Annotated in this window: 20 protein-coding genes and 3 pseudogenes; 6 read left to right on the forward strand and 17 right to left on the reverse strand. The window is 37.7% G+C overall.

Going from position 1 to position 22,656, the window contains the following annotated elements; genetic code table 11:
• Positions 1 to 207 precede the first annotated feature (207 nt).
• The 4 genes and pseudogenes from GN217_RS03310 to GN217_RS03320 all read left to right on the forward strand — a co-directional run bounded on the left by GN217_RS03310 (position 208) and on the right by GN217_RS03320 (position 1,722).
• Positions 208 to 600, forward strand: a complete 393-nt coding sequence (locus tag GN217_RS03310; protein WP_156855225.1) for a HAMP domain-containing protein — start codon at positions 208 to 210, stop codon at positions 598 to 600.
• Between the two features lie 308 nt (positions 601 to 908).
• Positions 909 to 1,031 (forward strand): annotated as a pseudogene (locus GN217_RS19360) (methyl-accepting chemotaxis protein); the annotation flags it as partial.
• Positions 1,011 to 1,130: pseudogene (locus tag GN217_RS18860) on the forward strand (hypothetical protein); the annotation flags it as partial. The pseudogenes GN217_RS19360 and GN217_RS18860, both read left to right, overlap by 21 nt.
• A 337-nt stretch (positions 1,131 to 1,467) precedes the next feature.
• Positions 1,468 to 1,722, forward strand: coding sequence for a response regulator transcription factor (locus tag GN217_RS03320; RefSeq protein ID WP_156855226.1), 255 nt, complete (start codon positions 1,468 to 1,470; stop codon positions 1,720 to 1,722).
• A 453-nt stretch (positions 1,723 to 2,175) separates the two neighbouring features.
• Here GN217_RS03320 and mgtE read toward each other — a convergent pair whose 3' ends face one another.
• From mgtE to GN217_RS03360, 8 genes are all read right to left on the reverse strand, one after another.
• The gene (mgtE, locus tag GN217_RS03325) at positions 2,176 to 3,537 is read right to left on the reverse strand and encodes a magnesium transporter (protein WP_156855227.1); all 1,362 of its coding nucleotides are present in this window, start codon (positions 3,535 to 3,537) and stop codon (positions 2,176 to 2,178) included.
• 315 nt (positions 3,538 to 3,852) lie between these two features.
• Complete coding sequence (locus GN217_RS03330) at positions 3,853 to 4,590, reverse strand: creatininase family protein (RefSeq protein ID WP_156855228.1); 738 nt, start codon at positions 4,588 to 4,590, stop codon at positions 3,853 to 3,855.
• 2 nt (positions 4,591 to 4,592) lie between these two features.
• A complete protein-coding gene (locus GN217_RS03335; protein ID WP_156855229.1) occupies positions 4,593 to 5,204 on the reverse strand; it encodes a bifunctional 4-hydroxy-2-oxoglutarate aldolase/2-dehydro-3-deoxy-phosphogluconate aldolase in 612 nt (203 codons plus the stop codon).
• 14 nt (positions 5,205 to 5,218) lie between these two features.
• Positions 5,219 to 6,136, reverse strand: a complete 918-nt coding sequence (locus tag GN217_RS03340; protein ID WP_156855230.1) for a phosphotriesterase family protein — start codon at positions 6,134 to 6,136, stop codon at positions 5,219 to 5,221.
• A 100-nt stretch (positions 6,137 to 6,236) separates the two neighbouring features.
• Entirely contained in the window at positions 6,237 to 7,505 is a 1,269-nt protein-coding gene (locus GN217_RS03345; protein ID WP_156855231.1) for a PTS ascorbate transporter subunit IIC, read from the reverse strand.
• Between the two features lie 5 nt (positions 7,506 to 7,510).
• A complete protein-coding gene (locus tag GN217_RS03350; protein ID WP_156855232.1) occupies positions 7,511 to 7,792 on the reverse strand; it encodes a PTS sugar transporter subunit IIB in 282 nt (93 codons plus the stop codon).
• Positions 7,793 to 7,803: 11 nt separating this feature from the next.
• On the reverse strand, positions 7,804 to 8,238 hold the full coding sequence (locus GN217_RS03355) for a PTS sugar transporter subunit IIA (protein WP_156855233.1): 435 nt from the start codon (positions 8,236 to 8,238) through the stop codon (positions 7,804 to 7,806).
• Between the two features lie 5 nt (positions 8,239 to 8,243).
• Positions 8,244 to 8,987 (reverse strand): GntR family transcriptional regulator, encoded by a 744-nt coding sequence (locus tag GN217_RS03360; RefSeq protein ID WP_156855234.1) that lies wholly within the window; start codon positions 8,985 to 8,987, stop codon positions 8,244 to 8,246.
• Positions 8,988 to 9,607: 620 nt separating this feature from the next.
• On the opposite strand from GN217_RS03360, the pseudogene GN217_RS18865 reads away from it, so the two are divergent.
• Positions 9,608 to 9,739, forward strand: a pseudogene (locus GN217_RS18865) (SDR family NAD(P)-dependent oxidoreductase); the annotation flags it as partial.
• Position 9,740: 1 nt separating this feature from the next.
• The gene (locus tag GN217_RS18870) at positions 9,741 to 9,911 is read left to right on the forward strand and encodes an SDR family oxidoreductase (RefSeq protein WP_370459704.1); all 171 of its coding nucleotides are present in this window, start codon (positions 9,741 to 9,743) and stop codon (positions 9,909 to 9,911) included.
• Between the two features lie 204 nt (positions 9,912 to 10,115).
• Here the strand turns inward: GN217_RS18870 and GN217_RS03370 are convergent, their stop codons facing one another.
• From GN217_RS03370 to treP, 9 genes are all read right to left on the reverse strand, one after another.
• A complete protein-coding gene (locus GN217_RS03370) occupies positions 10,116 to 10,886 on the reverse strand; it encodes a nucleotidyltransferase (RefSeq protein ID WP_232334315.1) in 771 nt (256 codons plus the stop codon).
• 277 nt (positions 10,887 to 11,163) lie between these two features.
• The gene (locus GN217_RS03375; RefSeq protein WP_156855236.1) at positions 11,164 to 12,009 is read right to left on the reverse strand and encodes a PRD domain-containing protein; all 846 of its coding nucleotides are present in this window, start codon (positions 12,007 to 12,009) and stop codon (positions 11,164 to 11,166) included.
• 31 nt (positions 12,010 to 12,040) lie between these two features.
• Positions 12,041 to 13,504 carry a glycoside hydrolase family 1 protein gene (locus tag GN217_RS03380; RefSeq protein WP_156855237.1) on the reverse strand — a complete coding sequence of 488 codons (1,464 nt, stop codon included), beginning with the start codon at positions 13,502 to 13,504 and terminating at the stop codon, positions 12,041 to 12,043.
• A gap of 3 nt (positions 13,505 to 13,507) precedes the next feature.
• Positions 13,508 to 15,370, reverse strand: coding sequence for a beta-glucoside-specific PTS transporter subunit IIABC (locus GN217_RS03385; RefSeq protein ID WP_156855238.1), 1,863 nt, complete (start codon positions 15,368 to 15,370; stop codon positions 13,508 to 13,510).
• A 626-nt stretch (positions 15,371 to 15,996) separates the two neighbouring features.
• Positions 15,997 to 16,665: an HAD family hydrolase gene (locus GN217_RS03390; protein ID WP_156855239.1), complete on the reverse strand. Its 669-nt coding sequence runs from the start codon at positions 16,663 to 16,665 to the stop codon at positions 15,997 to 15,999.
• A 206-nt stretch (positions 16,666 to 16,871) separates the two neighbouring features.
• Positions 16,872 to 17,465: a PTS sugar transporter subunit IIBC family protein gene (locus GN217_RS19365; protein WP_370459705.1), complete on the reverse strand. Its 594-nt coding sequence runs from the start codon at positions 17,463 to 17,465 to the stop codon at positions 16,872 to 16,874.
• Between the two features lie 288 nt (positions 17,466 to 17,753).
• Positions 17,754 to 18,470 carry a trehalose operon repressor gene (treR, locus tag GN217_RS03400; protein WP_156855240.1) on the reverse strand — a complete coding sequence of 239 codons (717 nt, stop codon included), beginning with the start codon at positions 18,468 to 18,470 and terminating at the stop codon, positions 17,754 to 17,756.
• A gap of 6 nt (positions 18,471 to 18,476) precedes the next feature.
• The gene (treC, locus tag GN217_RS03405; protein ID WP_156855241.1) at positions 18,477 to 20,138 is read right to left on the reverse strand and encodes an alpha,alpha-phosphotrehalase; all 1,662 of its coding nucleotides are present in this window, start codon (positions 20,136 to 20,138) and stop codon (positions 18,477 to 18,479) included.
• Between the two features lie 139 nt (positions 20,139 to 20,277).
• Positions 20,278 to 22,212: a PTS system trehalose-specific EIIBC component gene (gene treP, locus GN217_RS03410; RefSeq protein WP_156855242.1), complete on the reverse strand. Its 1,935-nt coding sequence runs from the start codon at positions 22,210 to 22,212 to the stop codon at positions 20,278 to 20,280.
• Positions 22,213 to 22,656: the final 444 nt, after the last annotated feature.

Raw genomic sequence — 22,656 nt, forward strand, 5'->3', positions numbered from 1 at the left:
TCTTTTGGGTAAAATTAATAATTTAGATATCAAAAATACTATACGAACAGATTATCGCATTTAATTGTTTTTATCAATCATTATTGTAAATTAAAAAGCTTTATTTCAAACTTATATAAATTAGTAGTTTGAGCCAAGTTTAAATAACTTTTTAGTAGTTTCGCTCTTCCTTGCTTCCAGTCATAATAAAATAGCTCCACTTCATAATTGAAACAACAACAATCAGCCCATCCCACCCAACTAACGCAAAGCAGTAATGGTACATATATGAGTGACTTTAATGAGTCAGCTAATGAAATACTAAAGGCAATATTAATTACGAGTGTTATTTCAATATTGGTTGGAATTATGATGACTTGGTTCTTTGTCAATCGCATAACTAGGCCACTTTTATTAGCCACTGAAAGAATGGATGAGCTAGCGCAGAGGAATCTAAGCCTTGAGCCAATTAAAGTTAATTCAAACGATGAAACAAGAGTATTAGTTGATTCAGTCAATCTATTGCAATCCGATTTCAGAAAAGTACTAGAGAATATTTCCAATACTCAAGCATCGTTGCGAGCAACAGTGAAGAGTTGGCCCAGTCGGCGAATGAAGTAATGTCAGGAACCGAGCAAGTCTCTGCAACGATGCAGGAATTGGCCACCGGATCGGAAACAGAGGCAAATAGTGTGACTGACTTGGCATCAGCAATGAATTCTTTTACAACGAAAGTTATTAAGGCCAATGAAAAGGGAGAAGCCGTCGATGGCCATTTGAAGCATGTTCTGCATTTGACAAATGAGGGAAATCAGCTGATGGAGAGCTCCGTAGCACAAATGGAAAAAATCGATCGAATCATTCAAGACGGCGTTCAAAAGATACAGCATTTAGATGTACAAGCTAAAGAAATCTCAAAATTGGTAACTGTTATTAACGACGTTGCAGATCAAACAAATTTACTCGCATAAAACGCTGCAATTGAAGCAGCACGAGCTGGCGAACATGGAAAAGGATTTGCTGTTGTTGCAGATGAAGTGAGAAAGCTCGCTGAACAAGTCTCCGTATCTGTATTAGATGTAACATCTATCGAGGATGCTATCCAGAATGAGTCAAAAATCGTGACGGAATCACTCCAGGGAGGATACTAAGAAGTTACAGCAGGCACAAGTCAAATCGAAACAACTAGAGAAAAACTGCAAAGTATAAAGGATGCCTCCACAGATGTAGTTGAACATATTACGCAAATAACGGAAAATCTTTCTGACATTACCACAAACACCCAAGAAATGAACGGAACCATTGAGGAGATAGCTTCCATATCAGAAGAATCTGCTGCGGGGGTTGAAGAAACTGCTGCATCCACGCAGCAAACAGCAGCTCAATGGAGGAAATAGCGGGAAGTTCCGAACAGCTGGCAAAAACTGCTGAGGAACTGAATGATGTGGTGCAACGATTTAAACTATAGAAATATTGAATAAATAGGGGATGAACAATGGTTGGGCAATATTGCATTTCCAATTTAAATCAGCCATTCATGACATTTTAAAAGGCCATAAATATATCCATACGTATTTTTCGAGGATGTCTAATGGCTGTCAAAATGAAGAAATCGCAAACCAACTTAACATTTCGGATAGGACAGTGAAGAATCATGTATCTTCCATCATGAAAAAATTGAAGGTTAAAAATCAGATGCATGCCGTGCTTGCTGCAATAAGGAATAATTGGGTGAGTATGTAGGCTGCTGCTTTCTGCTACAAATAAATGAAAAAAAGACGAAAAGGATCAGAATGGGATTCTTTTCGTCTTTTTGTTGTCTGCAATTTTCCTCTAGGTGGGTCAAGTAATGCTTGTACGTCCTTCGCTTTACAACTTTGCTTAGCCGTAGATGAAATAACCTTCCAATAACTAACTAGTGACATTTAACAGCAAAATTTAAGTGCACTTTTTTCAGTCATTTCCCTCGTTAAAGTCACACAAGCCATCGCTTTCTTTTTAACCGTTTTATCACGGTGCAATCGACCGTAAAACTTCAATCAAATCTATTTAAGCGAAAAATAACAGAAGCTAACAACGTGATTCACGAAAGCTAATTCAGTGGGAAATGAGCCGTCGACTAAAAACGCGATTCGTTGCGCAACGTCGCACACTAACATCCTCGGCGTCAAAACTCCCACTGAATGAAGTTTCGTCTTATAAATAATTCATAAATGTCGTAGCTATTGAAAAGTAAATCAATAATGCAACAATATCATTAATCGTTGTTATAAATGGACCTGAAGCAATAGCAGGATCAAATCTTAATTTACTTAGAATTAATGGGAAAATTAACCCAATAACCGCTGATATGCTTAATGTAATAAGAATGGATAGTCCAACAACTACCCCTAGCATGATGTTCCCATAAAAAATGAGAATCAAGGTAGTAATGAGCACCATACAAATAAATCCGATTAAAAAACCTGTCGAAAATTCTTTTCTAATCATTCGCCACAGATCTTCCACGTCTATAGTTCCAAGTGCAAGTCCTCTAACAGAAACTGCTAATGATTGAGTTCCCACGTTTCCTCCCGAATCCATCAACATCGGCATAAAAGCTGCTAGGACGACAACTGATTCCAACGTTTCTTCAAATTGTCCAATAACTCCACTTGTGATCAGACCGGCAAACATGAGAAAAACGATCCAAGGAGCACGTTTTTTTGCTGCTGTAAAAGCACTCGTATCTGTTTCCGTTGCATCTTTTACCGTCGAGAATTCACCAAAGCTCTTAGTCGTTTGCAGTTCAATTATATCCATAACGTCATCCACTGTAATAATTCCCAGTAGATGATTTTGATCTGTTACGACGGGAACTGCCAATAAGTCATATTTCTGAACAATTTTCCCGACATCTTCTTGTCCCATTTCTGCCGGAATAGATACAATATGTTTATGCATAATATCTCTGACCGCATCATTGGGGTCAGCTATAATTAATTTTTTTAAAGTGACAACTCCCATTAAATAGCCTTTCCTATTTATTACATACGTATAGTAAACAATTTCAGCATCAGAGCCTTTTCTCCTTATTTTGTCTAACACGTTTTCTGCGGTTTCTTCAGGAAAAGCGGTGATATATTCATAGGTCATCACGGATCCAGCGGTTTCCAAATCATAATCTAGAATCACCTGGATTTTCTCTGCTTTTTCCTTTTCCATATTATCCAAAATATGCTTTGCTTCCTCTTGATTAATCCGTTTCAAAAAATTTACCGTATCATCTGTAAACATATTATTTAACATTTTCGAGGAATATTCATCCGACAATTCTTCGATACAAACTTGCTGATGAATAAAATACAAGCCAGAGAAGATAACTGCAAACTCTTTCGGCTCCAAAAACATATACACTCTTTCCCGTCCCTCTTTATCCAACGAAATAAAAATATCTACTTGATCGGATGGGTGAAGTTCTAAATAGCTTTCACGAAATTCTTCTTTATCATTTTCATATAAAGCATTTATTATATTTTTCGTATATCTTTCTCTATTTTCTTTATCTAATCGAAACATAAGCGCTCCTCCTCACAAACCCAATTCCTGAATTATGCAGCCGGTTCTTGCCTCCTTATTCAATTACACCAATAAAGAGGTTTCTCGTTCCCTTTTTCAACTACCCTTTTTTAAAATTCTCACACGTTTTTAATTGCGTTTATCGGAGGCGGAGATCAAATGTTTACTCATACCACCCATTCACTCGAGCGAATAAAGGTGCTCTAATCACCCAGATATAATTACACAAAAAAAGCCCCAAGCAAACTTCTTATCACTCGGAACTTTTTCATCTTTCTATTTGAAGCTATCTACGTCTCAGTTCTTCTTTACTCTTTATTTAACTTCATCATAAGCCTCTGCTACCAAAGTCTCCATCAAATCTAAATATTTCTCAAGCATCTCTTCGCCTTTTTCCTTAGTTGCGAGAGTAGCATCCCCGTATATACCACTCTTACTCAAGTCGCCTAAGGAAATAGTTGACTTCCCATATAAGCTTGGTTTTTCAGGATACTCTTTCACCGCTTTTTCCATATTAACCAATTCAGGTTTTACTGCCAGCATTAAGGAAGTTTCAAACTCACAAGCGTGGACCATGCCATGCCATGTCGGCGATTCACAAATCTCGCTGCGGATCTGTTCTAAATTTGGATAAAACATATAGATAACCGGCATATCCAATTCATCCATCAGCTCTCTCGTGGCATATTTCATACTTGTTTTATTTGAGTCATGTCCATTAACTAGGACTAACAGTTTCACACCATAGCGTGAGACACTATGCGCTACATCTTTTATTATACTTTCCACATGGTGCTGCTGTATGGAAACAGTGCCTGGAATGTCACGCCATACCCAAGAATAACCAAAAGGCATAGCCGGTAACATCAATGCCCCAGTTCTTTCCGATAATCTTCTGGACATCGCTTCCGCTAAATATATATCGACTCCCAAAGGCATGTGGTGTCCATGCTGCTCCGTTGCACCTAAAGGAAGAATAGCAACCGGGAACTCTTCTATAGCTGTAGCTACCTCATCACGATTCATTTTGATAATTTCTTTTGCTGATCCCATGACTATGCCTCCTTTTCCAATAATTGAACAAATGCTTTTGCGTTTTCCTTGATTTTTTCTACGTCTTTTCTTGACGCCCATCTTGGTACCAGATCGCTTCCAATAGCAAAAGAGGAGTAGCCAGCATTTTTAAACTCATGAATGTTTTCTTTCGTTACCCCGCCGACTGCCATAAAATTCATGTTTGGAAAAGGACCTCGAACATTTTTAATGAATCCAAATCCCAAGTCGATAGCTGGAAATACTTTAACCGTTTCGATGTCGAGACTCGCTGCTTGCATAATCTCACCCGGCGAGAAGACACCAGGGAATAGGAGAATATCTTTTGCGCGTACATACTTCGCTATTTCGCGGTCCCAACCTGGTGTAATGATGTATGTTGCACCAGCTTCCAATGCTGCATCCACTTGACGTTCTGATATTACGGTTCCTACTCCGAGTTGGACTTCATCAGCAAATGCATCACTTATTTTACGAATACACTCTAAGCCTTTTGCTTCATCACTTAAAGAAACTTCCAGCCAAGATATACCCGATTCTAACAATCCTTTTGTAATAGGGACAATATCTTCAGGATCAACCCCGCGGATAATTGCAATTAAGTTACGATTCATTATCAGCCCTCCTATTAAAATCTAGCTAACCAATTGGCTGGATTATCAACAAAAATAGTATCAATATCTTTTTTATCAATACCTTCATCCAATAATCTTGGGATGAATTTTTTCAAAATATATTCAAATCCAGGTCCACCACCGTATGCGTGTAAGTAAGCCTGACGTCCCATATCTGCAGAGATGAGTAATTGATTTGCAAAACCGTTATCGATCATATTACGGATCAAGGATACGCGTGTACTATCAGGATAATATTTAATCTTGCTTACTCCATCAAATTGTACATAGGCACCTCTTTTTGCTAACTGTAAGTGATAGTAAGGATCAGCATTTCGATCACTATGACCAACAGCGACTAATGATAAATCAACTCCCTCCTCTTCTAAAACATCAAGCATCTCCATCCCCATTGTTCCGGCTTCTGTGTGCAACCAGATTGGTGCGCCAGTTTGCAACTGTGCTCTAGCAACAGCACGGGTAACTTTTTCTTCTAAAGGATGAATTAATTGGTTCCAGGAACCAGCTTTTAAGAAACCAGATTTTGCCTCTGTTCCATCCATTCCGATCGTTACATCTCTCACTAGTTTTTGGGTGATTTCATCAACGGTTAAAGCATCCACCCAGTTTGGAAAATAGATATGCTTATTGAATCCGGAAGTAGCAAGCACATGAACTCCTGTTTCTTTGGACATTCTGACCAGTTTAGAAGCATCACGTCCATAATCCAATGTAGTCGCATCTAGTAAAGCATTTCCGCCAGCCTTTTTAAAGCGCCATAATTCACTAACACTCGCTTCATAGTCTGTCAATTCCAAGTCACGGTCTTTTTGAGATGCTGGGGGATTTGTCCATAAATGTTCATGACTATAAGTAAATCCCAGTTCATCTTTCGCAATATCTCCTAATACTGTTCTAATTTTTTTACTCATTTCTAACACTCCTTCTTCTAGTTGTCTGAAAATTAATTGAGGAACCAATACTGCATGCATGATTTACCTACCGCAAATCATGCATGCTAGAGGAATAAAATTACCAAGCCACTCCGAATAATAAACCTACTAATTTAATTAGAATTATGACAATAATGGCATCAGGTGAGGCGAACCATAGTCCACTTACTCCATATTCAGATAAACCTACTAATGGGTAAGCGAAAGCAACTAATAAAGAGAAAGTAAGTCCTAGGAAAAATCCTGAAATGATAGAGCCTCTTAATCCGCCGCGAGCATTCCCGAATACACCTGCAGCACCACCCATAAAGAAAAGACCTATAACAGAAGGTAAAACTGCAACTGGTAAAAAGCTAGACATGAATGTAACAATTAAGCCTCCAACTAGTGCTGACAGGAATCCTATTGTTACGGCAACGGGTGCATAAGAAAAGAAGATTGGAACATCAAGTGCAGGTTTTGCTCCAGGAACAATTTTCTCGCCAATACCTTTAAATGCAGGTACAATCTCCCCAAGGAACATCCGAACACCCATTAATAAGATTAAAATACCAACTACAAATTCTAATGCTGTAAAAATGGCGAACTGATAACGGTTAACTCCTCCAGTTATCTCATTTATCACACTAGCATCAACAAACAAAGCTGTAATGGTATAAACCAATACCATGATAATTCCCATTAAAATACTCATATCTTTCAGAAAGTCGAGGGACTTTGGAACTTTTACATCTTCAGAAGACTGATCTTTGTTTCCAAATTTCCCTCCTACCCATCCGGATAGAGAAATCCAAGAACTTCCCCAGAAACCAAAGGCCACACTATCATTTCCAATCACCTTACGGACGGAAGATTGGGATATTGCGGGAAAGGCAACCATTGCGATACCTTGAACAATCGATCCCAACACAATCGTCATTACACTGGGAAGCCCCATTTGACTAAACACAATGGCCATCGTTGCTGCAAAGGAAAACATCATATGACCGGTTAAAAAGATATATTTAAACTTAGTGAACCGCGCAATTAACACATTAATTAAAAACGAAAATATTAATATGAACGCGGTTTCTTTTCCAAGTATCGTTTGGACAGCCGCAGCAATCGCATTATCTTCCGCAACAATACCTGTTAAACCAAAAGCTTCTGTAAACATCGTACTAAATGGAATTAATGCATTAACGATAATGTTAGAGCCTTGTTGAAGAATTAAAAATCCGAACAACGTTTTCATCGTACCTTTAATAACATCCGAGGTCGACTTTCTTAAGGCAACTAGTCCCAATCCAGCAATTATTGCGATAATAATAGATGGATTGCTTAATACAGAGACCAGAACATCAATCACTCTTATCACTCCTTAGATAGCTTTTCAATCATAGGAAGTACTTTTTCTTTAATTTCATTTTTATCTAACATGTTGTCAATCGCAATAACAGGGACATCCTCATCAGATAATTCTGCAGCAATCTCACTGGAAGCTACCATGAAATCACAGCTTTTTCCTTTAGCACTGCCAAGATCTGAAGCTTCTCCATCTACTGTATAACCATGGTCTTTTGCCATTGCTTGAATATCCATTAATAACATCAAACTTGTACCAAATCCCATTCCACATACACTAAGAATATACATACGAACCACTCCTATATTGTTATTATTTTCGCCAATTCATTAAAGTCAATTGCCTGCAAAATTTGTTCATGTTTACTTTTGTCACCTAAAATGGTTGCTATTTTTTGAAGCATTTCAATGTGACCATTATTACCTACACCAGCTATAGCGCAAACTAGTTTTACCGGATCATTATTTTCATGCCCAAATTCAATCGGATCTTTTAACCTCACGATAGAGAATCCTGTGGCAACCGCTCCTCGTTCTGGACGAGAATGCGGTATAGCAATACCCGGTGCAATGACGATATATGGTCCTACGCTTTGAAAGCCATCTATCATCGCATCAATATATTCTTCAGATGCGTAACCTGCTTTAACTAATAATTCCCCGCTTAGACGAATAGCCTCTATAGGGTTATCCACTTCAGCGTCTAATAGTACTGCTTCCTCTTTTAGTAATCCCACGCTGCTCACTCCTTAATAATTCTATTACGCTCACGGCCTGAAACTTTAATATGGTATTCATATTCATCTGATCGACTGACCATCTCTACCATTTCGACTGGCGTACCATTTGGTAAATATGTTGTTCTCGTAATATGCATGACTGCATCTTCTGGAGAAATATTTAATGTTGACGCTTCCAAATCAGTTGCAAGCCTTGCTCTAATTTGTTCATTAGCCTCTTCCAGCACGATGCCATAGTTTTCTTCCAATTCTTCATATAATGACTCTCTAGTGAATCCCTTTTCAAGAAAACCCGGGACATATTTTTCCCTTAGATAGTTGAACATCAATGCAATTGGCTTTTCATCCACTAGCCTAATCCGCTCAATACATATTACTTTTTCATTGGGATGAAGGCGTAATTTTCTTTTCATTTTTTTAGAGGGGTTTACTTCATAAATTTTAAGGCTTTTCGTTTCAGGATTTTTCCCTTTTAAAAGCATTTCTTCTGTCCAGCTTGTAATACTATTGGCATCCTGAACAATTTTTGTTGATAAAACAAAAGTCCCTCTACCTTGTATTTTTTCAACGTAGCCTTCTTCTACCAACTCATCAATCGCTTTTCGAACCGTAATTCTGCTGACGTTAAATTTTTCTTCCAGTTCAGATTCTGTTGGAATTAAATCACCTGCCTTCATATACTGATTGATTTCTTTGATCATTTTTTGTTTAACCTGTTTATATAAAGGGATTTTAGACCTAGCCATTAATGTGACATCTCCACCTTTCATTTACAATAGATCATAATGTCTTAATGAATTTTATATAATTCATTATAATGACTATATCATTATTTTTTTGCATTGTAAAGGATTTCACAGATGGTTTTATTTGTCTTTTGGGTTTGTTGTCGAATTTTTGTCATCTTTTCTAGACTTTGTAATCGGATCTATATTCACTCGTTAAGTCGGTGATTATGGAAGATGAATTTAGTGGTTCTGGCTTGAAGGTGAGGAGAATCATGTCGAATAGCATGTGGGGAGAAGAAGGTTTAAACTGTTGTATTTTTAATTTAGGTTTGTCAAGTAAACTGTGTAAGTCTTAGTTAGATTTATCCCACTTAACCACAGTGTGAGCTGCTTACCATGGAATTTAGTGCCGATTAAGTATGGCGCGCGAGGCGTTATGGATGGAATAGGAGAGGAGGATGCGGGAATTGGGAATCAGGGCTGAGTAGCTGGGTAGTCTTTAATAAGCTGATTAGGAAGGGATATGATCAGATTCATATTTGAGTCCGGAAACACGAAAGAAATCAAGCGAGTTTCTATCACTCTAAAAGAATATAAAAGCTCCTATTTTATTCGATCTCCCTACACTAGTAGATTAAATGCGTGCGGATCAAGAAAATATTTTAGTTGTCCAGGCTGATGTTACAAACGAAGAAGATGTGAAGAATTATGTAAAACAGGCTGTGGGTGCATTTGGAAAGATTGATGTTTTCTTCAATAATGCAGGTATCAATGGACCATTCCAAGAAATTAAGGGTCTGGATAAAAAAACATGGTATTCCACTAGGCAGATTTGGAGCACCAAAAGAAGTTGCACAAGTCGTGCTGTTCCTTGCATCCGATCATTCTTCCTTTGTAACGGGATCGTTATATAATGTCGATGGTGGGATGCAAGCTGATTAATGTAGTGTATTTTCCGTTATAAAAGAGAGTTAGCATTAGCATCCCTCCGCTTAAGCTGTCTATTTCGCAGTATCGATTTAAGCGGAGGATAATATTTTATACAGGTATTGCGAGTTTTCATAAATCGATTCGGAGTTTTGAGCTTTTGTTCAGATTAGTAAGCCTTCTTCTTATGACCTTAGGCGTTCCCTCTCATCCTCCTCTCTAGAAATGCAGTACCAAAGCTTCAATCACTTCAACAAGCCAAATGAAAAGTGTTGCACCGCAAATGATAATTTCCCAAAAGTGGATTTGCAATACTTTCAAACCGTTTTGTTCAGCTTTGCGAATACCAAAAATATCACCGTTATTTATAATATAGATATAACTACTGACAACCATTAAACCCGACGTCAAAAACGCAATAGTCGGTAGAGAAGTTACGTATCTAGGGTTGCCACTGACCTCTAAGTTCATTGGAATATCTTGTTGCTTACTTAATAAAAAGCTCACGATCACAAGACTGAATAGAATCAGTGAAATGGTAAATGGATGTTGCCGATAGTCGACAAAATCGAGAATTTTTTTGGATTTCCCTGTAAAATCGAGGCCATCCGGTTCCTCCACTCTTTCCCCCATCATCACATACAGAAAACCGATAAAAACGATACCGATAAAAAGAAACAACCAAAATAACTTGAAAACGAGGGACCAGCTATGAAATCCAGCACCAACAAGCACTACAATGACAATCCCGATTATCCATTTATTAAAGGGAATTCCTTGACGTTCCCATTTATTGATCAAATTCCTGTTATCCTTTTTTTCCTCATCTAGATTGTATGTAGACAATTTATTCATGATATACGCGCAAATAATACTGCCCCATCCAAAAGCAAATGCCATGTATGTCTCCTTAGGATAATTGGACACCTTATCATAATTTCCGATCACCCAGTTGCCAGTAAAAGCAACTACAAAAATTCCAAAAAGCATGACATATGAAGATAAATTCCTGATGATCTCACCACCCTGATTCCATTGTAAACAAGATTTCTCTATTATTTACGATTATCAGGCTACTAAGTTTCAATTATTCGAGAAAAAACTTCAAAACTATTTCTTTTCCAATTCTACAGTCTACATTATCCATGGAAATAACCTCACCAATTACTTCCTGTATATAGAAAGAGTGTAAATTAAGTTGTGAAGAAAGAGTTATACTCTCTACTTACACTGCTTAGTTTACACTCTCAATATTGTTTCTATTTGTTTACTCACTTAACTGATCATACGACAACAACCTATGGATATGCACGGCCAAATATGTTAGTTCATCATTTGGTATATTTTTTTCATATAATTGATAAATATATTCTTTAATCTTAAATGCTCCATTCATTGCCTCAGGATATAGGTTGGCAATCTGCTCAAATAATATATTATCATCGTTTTCTAGCATCTGGTCCGCAAAATAGCGTTCTACAAAAAACTTTACATGAGTAATAAAGCGAATATAATGGATATTTTCCTTATCTATGTTTATATTCAATATATACCTAACTAGATTTACAATAATTCCTATCATTTTGGCAGTTTTCATGGAGTCTTTTGATTCCATCCCATGAGCGTTAATTAAATGGAAAGCAATGTTTGCTGCTTCTTCTATTGGCAACTCTATATCAAATTTGTCATTCATTATCTTTAAAGCATATTCTCCAATATCAAATTCTTCGGGGTAGTAATTTTTAATTTCCCAATAGACTCGGTTAGTGATATTAATACCTTTATTATATCTCTCAACCGCAAAATTTAAATGGTCCATTAAAGTGAAATAGATACTCGAATTTAACTTTGTGTTCAATTTTTTCTCAGCATGGTTGACTATTTGCTGAGTCAAGTCTATAAATAGAGGTGGAATGGCATCCAATAACCCAAGAAACTCTTTCACTTTGGTATTTTCGATTGGTATGAACATTTGGTCAGCTTGGTGTTCCTTAATGATATTACCTGATTTTTGCCCATAACCAATCCCTTTACCAAGTAAAATATGTTCCTTTTCATGTTCGTTTTCTGCCAGGACTACGCTTGAATTTAAAACTTTTTTAATTTTAAACACCGTATACCTCTCCTATATACGAATTGGTCTTTTACTCCAGATCTTCTCCATTGCTTTCAATTACTTTTTTATACCAGTAGAAGGAATCTTTTCGGCTTCGATCAAGTGTACCGTTTCCTTCATCATCTTGGTCTACATAAATATATCCGTATCTTTTAGACATTTGATTTGTAGAAACACTGATTAAGTCTATCGGCCCCCAACTGAGATACCCGAAGAGATCTACCCCTTCTTCAACGGCCTCCTTCATTTGTTTAAAGTGCTCCCTTAAATAATTGATACGGTAGTCATCATGGATAGACCCATCATTTTCTACTTTATCAACTGCCCCCATTCCATTTTCTACTATGAGGAGAGGCTTCTTATAACGATCATATAATTCGATTAATGAAATCTTTAAGCCAATCGGATCAATCTGCCATCCCCAATCTGTTGAAGGCAAATAAGGATTTTTTACCCCTGTTATAGTATTAGCCGAAGTTCTCTTTAGCTCTTCATTTGCAGATTCAGTTAATGACATATAGTAGCTGAAAGAAACAAAATCAACCGTATGTTTTCGAAGGATATCCCGATCTTCCGGTCCCATTTTAATATAAATATTTTTTCGCTCAAACATTTTTTCTATCATCTTTGGATATTCCCCGAAGACTTGGACATCTGAACTAAAATAATTAATTAAATTCTTTTTGAGACTAAGTTCCACATCATTAGGATGGCACGAATTTGGATACGTAGTGAGTTTTGTTATCATACAGCCCACCCTACTGTCCTTTATTATTTTGTGACAATCAGCTGTTACTAATGCTGATGCAACAAATTGGTGATGGATCGCCTGATAAATAGTTTCTTCCTGCTTTCCTTCAGGACAACGCTCTAGAATAATTCCACCTGGTCTAAAGGGATTCCTAATAATGCTATCAATTTCATTAAACGTCAGCCAATATTTTACAAGGTGTTTGTACCGCTTAAAGCACACATTACTAAATTTCACAAAATAATCGATTACCTTTCTTTCAGCCCAACCATTATATTTGATACTTAGATTGAGGGGCATTTCATAATGCGAAAGAGTTACAACTGGTTCCATGCCCAACCTTCTCATTTCAGTAAATAAGTTCTCATAAAATTGTAATCCTAATTCATTAGGTTCTTCTTCTTCACCAGTAGGAAAAATCCGAGTCCAAGCAATAGAGACACGCAAGGCTTTAAAACCCATTTCTGCAAAAAGTGCCAAATCCTCTTTATAGCGGTGATAAAAATCAATTCCTCTGCGTTTAGGATACTTTTTATCATCTTTATCAGACAATGCGGTCTCTATCATTTCAGACGTCATGGCATTATGTGCATAAAAGTCTTCCACACTTATATCAGGCTTATACACTGCTACATCTGCAACAGACATTCCTTTCCCGTCAACGTTCCATGCACCCTCTACCTGATTGGCAGCCATTGCTCCGCCCCACAAAAATTCTTTTGAAAATCCATTTTTACTCATGTTTTATGCTCCTATCTTTGTAATTGTCATAATAATGTCATTTATATTTACTTCATTTCCAATTTCAAGTACGTCAACTGAATAATTATTATTATTATTTGTTAAGACACAAACTATAACAGGGTCAAATCCTCTAGCGGCAATTTTCTCTAGATCAAAAGTTAACAACTTATCACCCTGTTTTACTTCATCGCCTTCGCTAACGTGCGATTCAAAGAACTCACCATTTAATTGTACTGTATCAATACCTACATGGAATAGTAATTGCGCACCATTAGCTAACCCTAATCCAAGTGCATGTTTTGTATTAAACACCATCTCGATCTTACCATCAGCTGGAGAATATAATGTACCTTCCGTAGGGTTGATTGCTACTCCATCTCCCATTACTTTTGTTGAAAACACATCATCCTTTACTTCTGTTATGGGAAGTACTTCCCCTTTTGCAGGGCTAAACAATATTTCACCGTTTATTGGTAATGATGTCATTTCTTCCGTTTGTGATGCTATATCTTCTGTTTTCTCTCTGAATAAAACTAGCGCTGCAATAAACGCCATTGCAAAAGATATTATAAAACCAAAAATAGCATATATAATATTTCTTGCTAAATCCTCTGAAATGAACATTGATAAGCTAGCTACACCTGGACCAACTAAAGCATATGCCTGTAATCCTACGACACCTATAAATGCTCCACCGACAAAGGAACCGAACACTACACTATATAAAACTTTTTTATTTTGTAGGGTCACCCCATACAGTGCAGGCTCTGTAATACCGAATAATGCAGAAATACCTGCTGATATTGCTGTTGCTTTTAGTTTTTTATCTTTTGTTCGAATTGCTACAGCAAAACAAGCACCACTTTCTGATATATTGTGCGCTAGAGAAGCAGGTAAATATAAAAGTTCTTTCCCTGTTTCTCCCAATGAATTGATTGAATAAGGAATCATAGCTTTATGCATCCCAGCTGCTACCATGAATGGCAAGATAGCTGCTAATAGTGCAACGGCAAACCAACCAGCATAATTATAAATAAATAAAATAATCGCAGTAAGCCCCTGACCTAACGTAAAGCCCAATGGTCCTAATATTAGTAAAGCAATTGGTACAGTAATTGTCATAGACATCATAGGCACAAAGAAAATTCGTATTGCCTTTGGAGAAATCTTTGTCCAAAACTTTTCAAGTTGTGCATACAATATGACTGTTAATATAGCAGGAAACACTTGGTACGCATAAGCGATATTTTGCAAACTAAAACTGAATAACACTACTCCTTCTTCCAGCATTGCTAGCATATTTGGCAATAAAAGCGCACCGACTGTAGAAACTGCAACTAGAGCATTTACCTTTAATTTATTTGCAGTAGTGATAGCAACCAGTATCGGGAGGAAATATAATGGTGCATCACCAACCATCATAAAAATTTGATAGGTTTGACCTTCCGAATTCATAACACCAAGTAAAGATAATAGCATTAAGGTTGATTTTAAAATCCCACCACCGGCAATCGCAGGAACTAGCGGTTGAAAAATACTGATTAAATAATCAAGGAGAACATTTCCAAAACCACGTTTCTCTCCGGAACTTTTGGAGTCATCATGATTATCAGAAATCTCGCTTCCTAAAATATTGACTACCTCATCATATACTTCTAACACTTCATTCCCAATCACTACTTGGCATTGCGCAGTCATTTTTACAGAAAGTACACCATGAACTTCTTCCAACTTCCTTACATCTGCTTTACTATTGCTCACTAAGGTAAAACGCAATCTTGTAGAGCAATGCTGAACATGTGATATGTTTTCTTTTCCACCTACATATTTGATTATTTCTTGAGCAACCTGCCTGTAGTTCATCTCGTTTCCCACCTTTTTTGTTTATTTTCCAAAATAAACAAAAAAGGACCTAAAAATGACAAAAGTTAAATTTGTCATTTCTAGATCCTGCCTGCTTTACCAGTCACATGTCTATTTGTTTATTTTGTTTAATTATACTATAACACCACACTTTGAAAGCGTCAACGTTTTTTAGTGAATTTCTAAAGTTCTTTCTACATCCTTCACATAACCCTACTCCATATGTCCATTAAAGACTTTCCTTAGTTATTCGCCGTCTACTAAAACTTAAAATAAAGTTTAAACAGTCGTATATTGCCGTAAGTGATAACAAAGGAATAAATAATTAATAACAGCTAATTTAGTAATTTTAAGGAGGCGAATGAATTTCGGAATTCCTAGCCCTTGTCTGTCAACGAATTCAAGAGACCAAAAAGAAGCACCTCCCTAAATTGTATAATGGTAATAGACCAATAAAATCATAAAAAGACTGAAGGAGTGCTTCTTATGACCACTATACGACAACCAAGCTTATTGGCATCTAAGAATTATACTCATATCTACCTTTGTTTTAAATACATCGAATTCCTTAAAAATACGTAAACGGTCAAATACCTCAGCATCTAACCCAGACCAACTATAAACAACTATTTAGAATTAGCCCTCTCCACAATCTCGATTACATCTTCTAGACTAATCTCAGACATGGAACTTATTCGATAATCAACCTCACAGAAATCCATCGCTTCTGTTACTTCATTTGGTACGATGACGCATGACATTCCAGCACTTTTTGCAGCTAATGAACCATTTGCTGAATCCTCAAAGACTAAACATTCTTGTACATCTAATTGCAGGCATTGTGCCGCTTCTAAATATAATGAAGGGTCAGGTTTGACTGTTTCAACATCATCTGAAGTTTTAATGCAGTGAAAATAGTCGAATAAATTTAGATTTTTTAGGTGAGTAGATACCCAGTCGTAGTTTGAACTTGAGGCTAAACCTATTTTTAAGCCAAGCTCATTTGCTGATTGTAAGTAATTCTCCACACCCGCTCTCGCTTTTTCTGTAGACAATTTAGCATGTAATTTTTCTTCAAATGTATCTTGTAGAGCTTTATGATCTAATTTTAGTTTAAGTTGTTTTTCTAAATAAACATATGGTGAAAAATCGGTTTGAGTACCGATTTGCTCTTGCCATTTCGTAAGTGGCAATGTGCTGCCATGTTCAATAAATATATCATTTAATACATTGTAATGATGGGTTTCAGTATCAAAAATCAATCCGTCAAAATCAAATATTATACCTTTTATCATACATAACCCCTCTCATTTTGTAACTCTATTATAATTTCAAGCTATTCTCAAAGCAACATGCTTTTTAATGCAGATGTACTCCATACCAATTTTAATTAATAGATACAATAATCCAAAGTGGTATAATTATCGCTGCTTACTTAAAAAAGGTGATAAACCGCAGTACTTACAATCATGCTACAAGTACTGCAGTTTTAATCTAACATCTAATCATTTTTTAGTTCATCAACTAATTTAACAAGACTAGGATCATCAATATAGTTTTCAATGGAAATGATTGTTTTATCATTGTGAGCCATTCGCGCTCTGTCTAATAAATCCTTATGAACAACAATTATATCTGAATCCTGCGGGGCGTCTTCTATTCTATAATGTTTAACTTCAATATCGGCAATATCGGCTTTCTTGAGTCTTTTTCTGAAAGTCGTTGCACCCAAGGCGCTACTACCGGCCCCTGCATCGCAAACAAATGAGATTTTGTTAATTTTCTTGTCAGAGATATTGTCAGTATCGTTATGATTAACATTGCCTAGAACTTGTTTGCCTTCAGATTTCATAGATTTTGACCTTTCAATTGAACCCTCAAGATCCTCTTCATCTTCACCTTTTTTATCAAATTTCAATATAAGAGATGTAATGATGAAAGAAACAACAGCAGCAACGAGTACACCTAGAATGATCCCTAAGAAATTATCCCTTGGTGTTAATGCAAGATAAGAAAAGATAGGACTTGGCCCTGCCACTAGACCTGCATCAAATAAACTGAAAACTGCAATTCCTGACATACTACCAGCAATCATGTTTCTCCAGTGTGTCGCACTCCAGAATATTGTCACAAGCCGAGAGCAAGAGAGTGACGGAACGGCATCCAATACGAGGAATCCACAATTTAGTTTAAAAGCAATATCCTCATGGAGGCGTTTAATCAGATCTTTAAACATTTTCTCTTTTTCCATTTACATCAAACAACCTACTTCTCCACAATACTCAAAAAGCAGCACAACGCGAGAAACTAAAAACGCTGTGCCGCTAATTCAAAAAAGCTGCCTACACCTTAGGAGTATTATACAACCTAGTCCTTACCTCACCTAATTCTTCACCCTCCTCGCAAAATCTACAAATCGGAACTTATCTGGTCGGTGCCTGGACTCTGTGAATTGAAATAGACTTGTATCCTCTAAATGGACCTGACTTCGGATGACAACCACATTTGTGAAGCCTTCTAAGTCTAAGAGTTCGTAGTCTTCTTTTGTTGGTGTTTCAACCACAATTTCTTTCTTTGCAAAACCGATGACAAGATTTAATTTGTTCTCAATATAGTCATAGATCGAAGTCTGGCAAATTTCCTTCGATAACATCGGCACGTATTTTTCATTGAAATAATCTTTATCGAGTATAACTCTCTCCCCGTCGATTTCCCGGGTACGAATAACATTCCAAATCGATTCCGTCGAGTCAGTCTTTAAAAATTTAGCCGTTTGATCCTCCGGTTTCAGACGCTCAAGGGTGTGCACGTTGGTTCTGCTGTTTAATTTTAATTTCTCCGTCAGTTCGGAATAACTTTGAATTCCGGAGACTGGGAAGGAAAATTTATTTCGATCAATCACAACGGATCCTTTTCCTTGGATTTTCTGAATATAGCCATTTTGTGATAAAAGATCCAGTGACTTACGAATGGTTTCACGGGACGTTTCATATTCCGCAGATAACTCATTTTCCGACGGCAACAGGTCTCCAATCGCCCATCCATTTTCCTCGATCTTCCTAACCAAATCGTTGTATATCATTAAATATTTTTTCAGCAATGTTCATCACTTCCAATAATAAACAATCGACTCATATGGTCGTAATTGTAATCGTTCCAGGTTTAGCGAAGAATCCTCATAGTTGGACAGTAAGACTTCCGGGACGCCTTTAGCCTTTTCCAACTGCAGATCAACGGTCGCGTCTTTCCCGTAGAAATTACTGACAACAAGGATTCTTTCTCCATTCCAATTTCTTGTATAGGCAAAAATTTGCGGGTCTTTATCCAATAGAAGTTGGTAATCCCCATTTGTAAGACAATCGTACTTTTTCCTTAACGCGATTAATTTCTGATAGTGATAAAAAATAGACGTCGGATCTTCCAGCGCATTTTCTGTATTAATTTCTGGATAATTATCCGCTACATCTATCCAAGGAGTGCCAGTTGTAAAACCTGCCTGTTCTCTTGCCGACCATTGCATTGGTGTTCGTCCATTATCACGGGATTTTTGCTGCAGAATACCGATGATTTCTTCTTCTGTTTTTCCTTCTTTTTGTAAGTTTTTATACGCATTTAGTGACTCGACATCGCGGTATTCTTCAATCTTAGAAAAATTGGGGTTTGTCATACCGATTTCTTCCCCTTGATAAATATACGGCGTACCTTTCATCATATGAAGGGTTGTTGCGAGCATTTTAGCAGATTCTTTATGGTATTTTACGTCGTCACCAAAACGGGAAACGGAGCGTGGTTGATCATGGTTGCATAAGAACAGGGCATTCCAGCCGCCCCCTTCATGCATACCAACTTGCCAATCGGAGAGGATTTGTTTTAACTCCAAAAAGTCGAATGGTGCCTTTGTCCATTTCTCCCCATTCGGATAATCGACTTTTAAATGATGGAACTGGAAAGTCATGGATAATTCCTCACGTTTCGGCTGCGTGTAAAGTAAGCAGCTTTCCAAATTCGTTGATGACATTTCTCCGACTGTGAGCATATCATACTTCGAGAAAACGTTCCGGTTCATGGCATGCAAATACTCATGGACTCTCGGACCGTCCGTATAAAACCTGCGTCCGTCACCGATATGATCATCTGGAAAATCTTGATGTTTGGAAATAAGGTTAATAACATCCAAACGGAAGCCATCAATCCCCTTCTCTGCCCAAAAGCGCATCATCTCAAAAATCTTCTCACGTAAACCTTCATTTTCCCAGTTTAAATCAGCCTGTGTCACGTCGAATAAATGCAAATAATATTGCTCTGTTTTTTCATCCCATTCCCATGACGGACCACCGAATTTGGACTGCCAATTATTAGGAAGTCCACCGTTTTCTCCGTCCTCCCAAATATAGAAGTTGCGGAACGGATTATCCTTTGATGAAGCCGCCTGTTGAAACCACTCATGTTCTGTCGAGGTATGGTTCACAACGAGATCCATAATCAGTTTCATATCGCGCTGATGTGTCTCTGAAAGTAATTCCTCGAAATCTTCCATCGTCCCATAGGAAGGATCGATCGCATAATAATCACTAATATCATAGCCGTTGTCGTTTTGAGGGGATTTATAAACTGGAGTCAGCCAAATGACGTCCGCCCCAAGCTTTTTAATATAGTCCAGCTTCCGGGTAATACCTTGGATGTCTCCGGTTCCCGTCCCTGTTGTATCATAAAAGCTTTTCGGATAAATTTGATATACTGTGGATCTTTTCCACCATGCCTCACTCATGTTGAAGACCCCTTTCCTGTTGTTTTTTAGGTGAAAATTGAAAAGTCATCGGTAACATGAAGACTGCCTAAGCAATCCCCTTGTTCCCCAAGCTTCTTAATGTTAAAACGTTTCGAACACGAATAATCTCATCACAATTCTAGTTTTTTAGTTTCCGTTTTGCAATAACAAGTGTAATGGTAAATGGAACAATAATAACGATTAGCATGCCAAGGAAAAATGTACCCATGCTATTTGCGATGGATAAGAAAGCCGGGATACCTCCGACACCAACTGAAGAAGCTTGTACACCTCCAACCGTGATGAAAGCTCCTGCAATGGCCGTTCCGATTATAGCTGCAATGAACGGATAACGATACTGTAAATTAACACCGAACATGGCTGGTTCTGTCACACCTAACCAAGCGGAAATTCCGGAAGTACCTGCTAATCCTTTCAGTTTTTCATTTTTTGCTGCTAAGAACATTGCAAAAACGGCGGATCCTTGAGCGATATTAGATAGTGCTAGAATTGGCCACAGGAAGGTCGTTCCCGTACTTCCAATCAATTGTAAGTCAACCGCAAGAAAAGTGTGGTGCATTCCCGTAATAACAAGCGGTGCATACACTGCCCCATAGATGAGACCGCCAAGCAGTGGTGCAGCATCAAATATAGCTATTAATCCGGATGTAATCCAGTTACCAATCGTAAACGTAACCGGTCCGATAATAATAAAAGATAAGAAACCTGTTAGAAGCAGGGCGATTGGTGCAACGACTAATAATTGCAATGAATCAATGACGCGCTTCTTCAACCATTTTTCAATGCTTGCTAGAACCCATGCAGCAACGAGAACAGGCAGTACTTGTCCTTGATACCCCATCATATTCACGTCTAACCCAAATAAGTTCCATGTTGGTGCTTCACCTTTCGCAGCAGCGATGGCATAATCACTCGCGGGCATTAATGCTGGATGAACGAGAATCAACCCGAGAACAATACCTAATAATGGATTACCTCCAAACCGCTTCACTGCAGACCAGCCGATCAAAGCTGGCAAGAACGTAAATGCTGTAACAGCGATAACGTTAATCATATCTGCCAAACCAGCCCAGGAAGGAAACATCTCAATAATCGATTGATCGGTGAAAATCGGATTGACTAAAATGTTATTTAACCCAAGCAACAAACCAGCAGTTACAATCGCTGGCAAAATCGGAATAAAAATATCTGCCAACACTTTAATGCCGCGCTGTAACGGATTGAGCTTCTTCCCACCGGCAGCCTTCACTTCTTCTTTGGATGCTTCTTTTAAGCCGGTTTCTCGGACCATGGCTTGGAATACCTTATCAACGGTCCCTTGCCCAATTACGATTTGATATTGACCATTTGTTGAAAAAGTTCCTTTGACAACATCTAAATCTTCAAGTGCTTCTTTATCTACCATTTCTTCATTATCTAAAGCAAAACGCAATCTTGTTACACAGTGGCTTGCAGCATGAATGTTTTCTAGTCCTCCAACTGCATTAACAATTTGTTTGGCCGTTTCCTTGTATTCTGGATCTTGTTTCGTACTATTTGGCGGTTCAACGGTATTTTCATTTGTTTCACTTGCACCTTGTAGTGTAAGCTCCAGTAAGTTGGATTCTCCCGCAATAACCGTGCTGTCACTCGTTTTCCCATAACTCTTCACCAAATCTCCAGTCGTGATGATAATCGGTGTAATATGGCTTGCTGCTCTTTCTTTTATTAGCTGCAAATCAAATGTAATCAAGGGATCGCCAACTTTTACCTGATCTCCTTGTTCAACATGTACTTCAAAACCTTCCCCATCCAGGTGAACTGTTTCCAAACCAACGTGAATCAGTAATTCAATTCCTGATTCTGTTTTTAAACCAATCGCATGTTTTGTCGAAAAAGTGACGACTACTTCTCCGTTTACCGGAGAAACAACTTTACCGTCTGACGGTTCAATTGCTAGCCCATCCCCCATCATTTTCCCAGAGAAAGTCGGATCTGGAACATTTTCAAGCGCTGTAACTTTTCCATTCAGCGGTGCAATAATGATTTCTTTTTCATTCCCCTGTAAAGCCATTGTTGTTCACTCCTATTCATATTTCGATTATTATATTTCCCCTTTGCTAGAACACTAACTCACTATCAATAGCAAGGTGAAGGCGGTATAAGATGTTCCACTATAACGTATGTTGGATATTACTTGTATATACATGTAATATCTATTTATAGTGTAACTTGTATATACAAGATTTGCAAGCGCTCACAGGTTGGAATTTAGTGGGAGGTGGGAGGAATTTCGAATAAGAAGTGATGCCTAACGATTTAATTCAACAATGGATACAGTTAAAACCTTATTCAAAATGCATGAAAAAAACTAAATGAGATATTATTACTTGTAGAGTAGAAAACAGGAATTAGATAGTTGCCTTCTTGTCCTCGGGTTTCAGGGTGTTCCACCTTACTAAGCCAGACAAGAGGGCAATTCCTTTTCCTGTTCCCCCTCATCAAACCGTACATGAAG

Source organism: Oceanobacillus sp. AG (assembly GCF_009746545.1).
GTDB classification, from domain to species: domain Bacteria; phylum Bacillota; class Bacilli; order Bacillales; family Amphibacillaceae; genus Oceanobacillus; species Oceanobacillus indicireducens.

Excerpts from the sequence above, each read along its gene's own strand:
- GN217_RS03330 (WP_156855228.1), bottom strand. The coding sequence starts at position 4,590 with ATGGGATCAGCAAAAGAAATTATCAAAATGAATCGTGATGAGGTAGCT.
- GN217_RS03380 (WP_156855237.1), bottom strand. The coding sequence starts at position 13,504 with ATGAGTAAAAATGGATTTTCAAAAGAATTTTTGTGGGGCGGAGCAATG.
- GN217_RS03350 (WP_156855232.1), bottom strand. The coding sequence starts at position 7,792 with ATGTATATTCTTAGTGTATGTGGAATGGGATTTGGTACAAGTTTGATG.
- treC (WP_156855241.1), bottom strand. The coding sequence starts at position 20,138 with ATGAGTGAGGCATGGTGGAAAAGATCCACAGTATATCAAATTTATCCG.
- GN217_RS19365 (WP_370459705.1), bottom strand. The coding sequence starts at position 17,465 with ATGATTGCTGGTAGTATGTCAGGAATTGCAGTTTTCAGTTTATTTGAT.
- mgtE (WP_156855227.1), bottom strand. The coding sequence starts at position 3,537 with ATGTTTCGATTAGATAAAGAAAATAGAGAAAGATATACGAAAAATATA.
- GN217_RS03390 (WP_156855239.1), bottom strand. The coding sequence starts at position 16,665 with ATGATAAAAGGTATAATATTTGATTTTGACGGATTGATTTTTGATACT.
- GN217_RS18870 (WP_370459704.1), top strand. The coding sequence starts at position 9,741 with ATGGACCATTCCAAGAAATTAAGGGTCTGGATAAAAAAACATGGTATT.
- GN217_RS03370 (WP_232334315.1), bottom strand. The coding sequence starts at position 10,886 with ATGCTTTTTGGAATTTTTGTAGTTGCTTTTACTGGCAACTGGGTGATC.
- GN217_RS03335 (WP_156855229.1), bottom strand. The coding sequence starts at position 5,204 with ATGAATCGTAACTTAATTGCAATTATCCGCGGGGTTGATCCTGAAGAT.
- GN217_RS03360 (WP_156855234.1), bottom strand. The coding sequence starts at position 8,987 with ATGGCTAGGTCTAAAATCCCTTTATATAAACAGGTTAAACAAAAAATG.
- GN217_RS03320 (WP_156855226.1), top strand. The coding sequence starts at position 1,468 with ATGAACAATGGTTGGGCAATATTGCATTTCCAATTTAAATCAGCCATT.
- treP (WP_156855242.1), bottom strand. The coding sequence starts at position 22,212 with ATGGCTTTACAGGGGAATGAAAAAGAAATCATTATTGCACCGCTGAAT.
- GN217_RS03385 (WP_156855238.1), bottom strand. The coding sequence starts at position 15,370 with ATGAACTACAGGCAGGTTGCTCAAGAAATAATCAAATATGTAGGTGGA.
- GN217_RS03340 (WP_156855230.1), bottom strand. The coding sequence starts at position 6,136 with ATGAGTAAAAAAATTAGAACAGTATTAGGAGATATTGCGAAAGATGAA.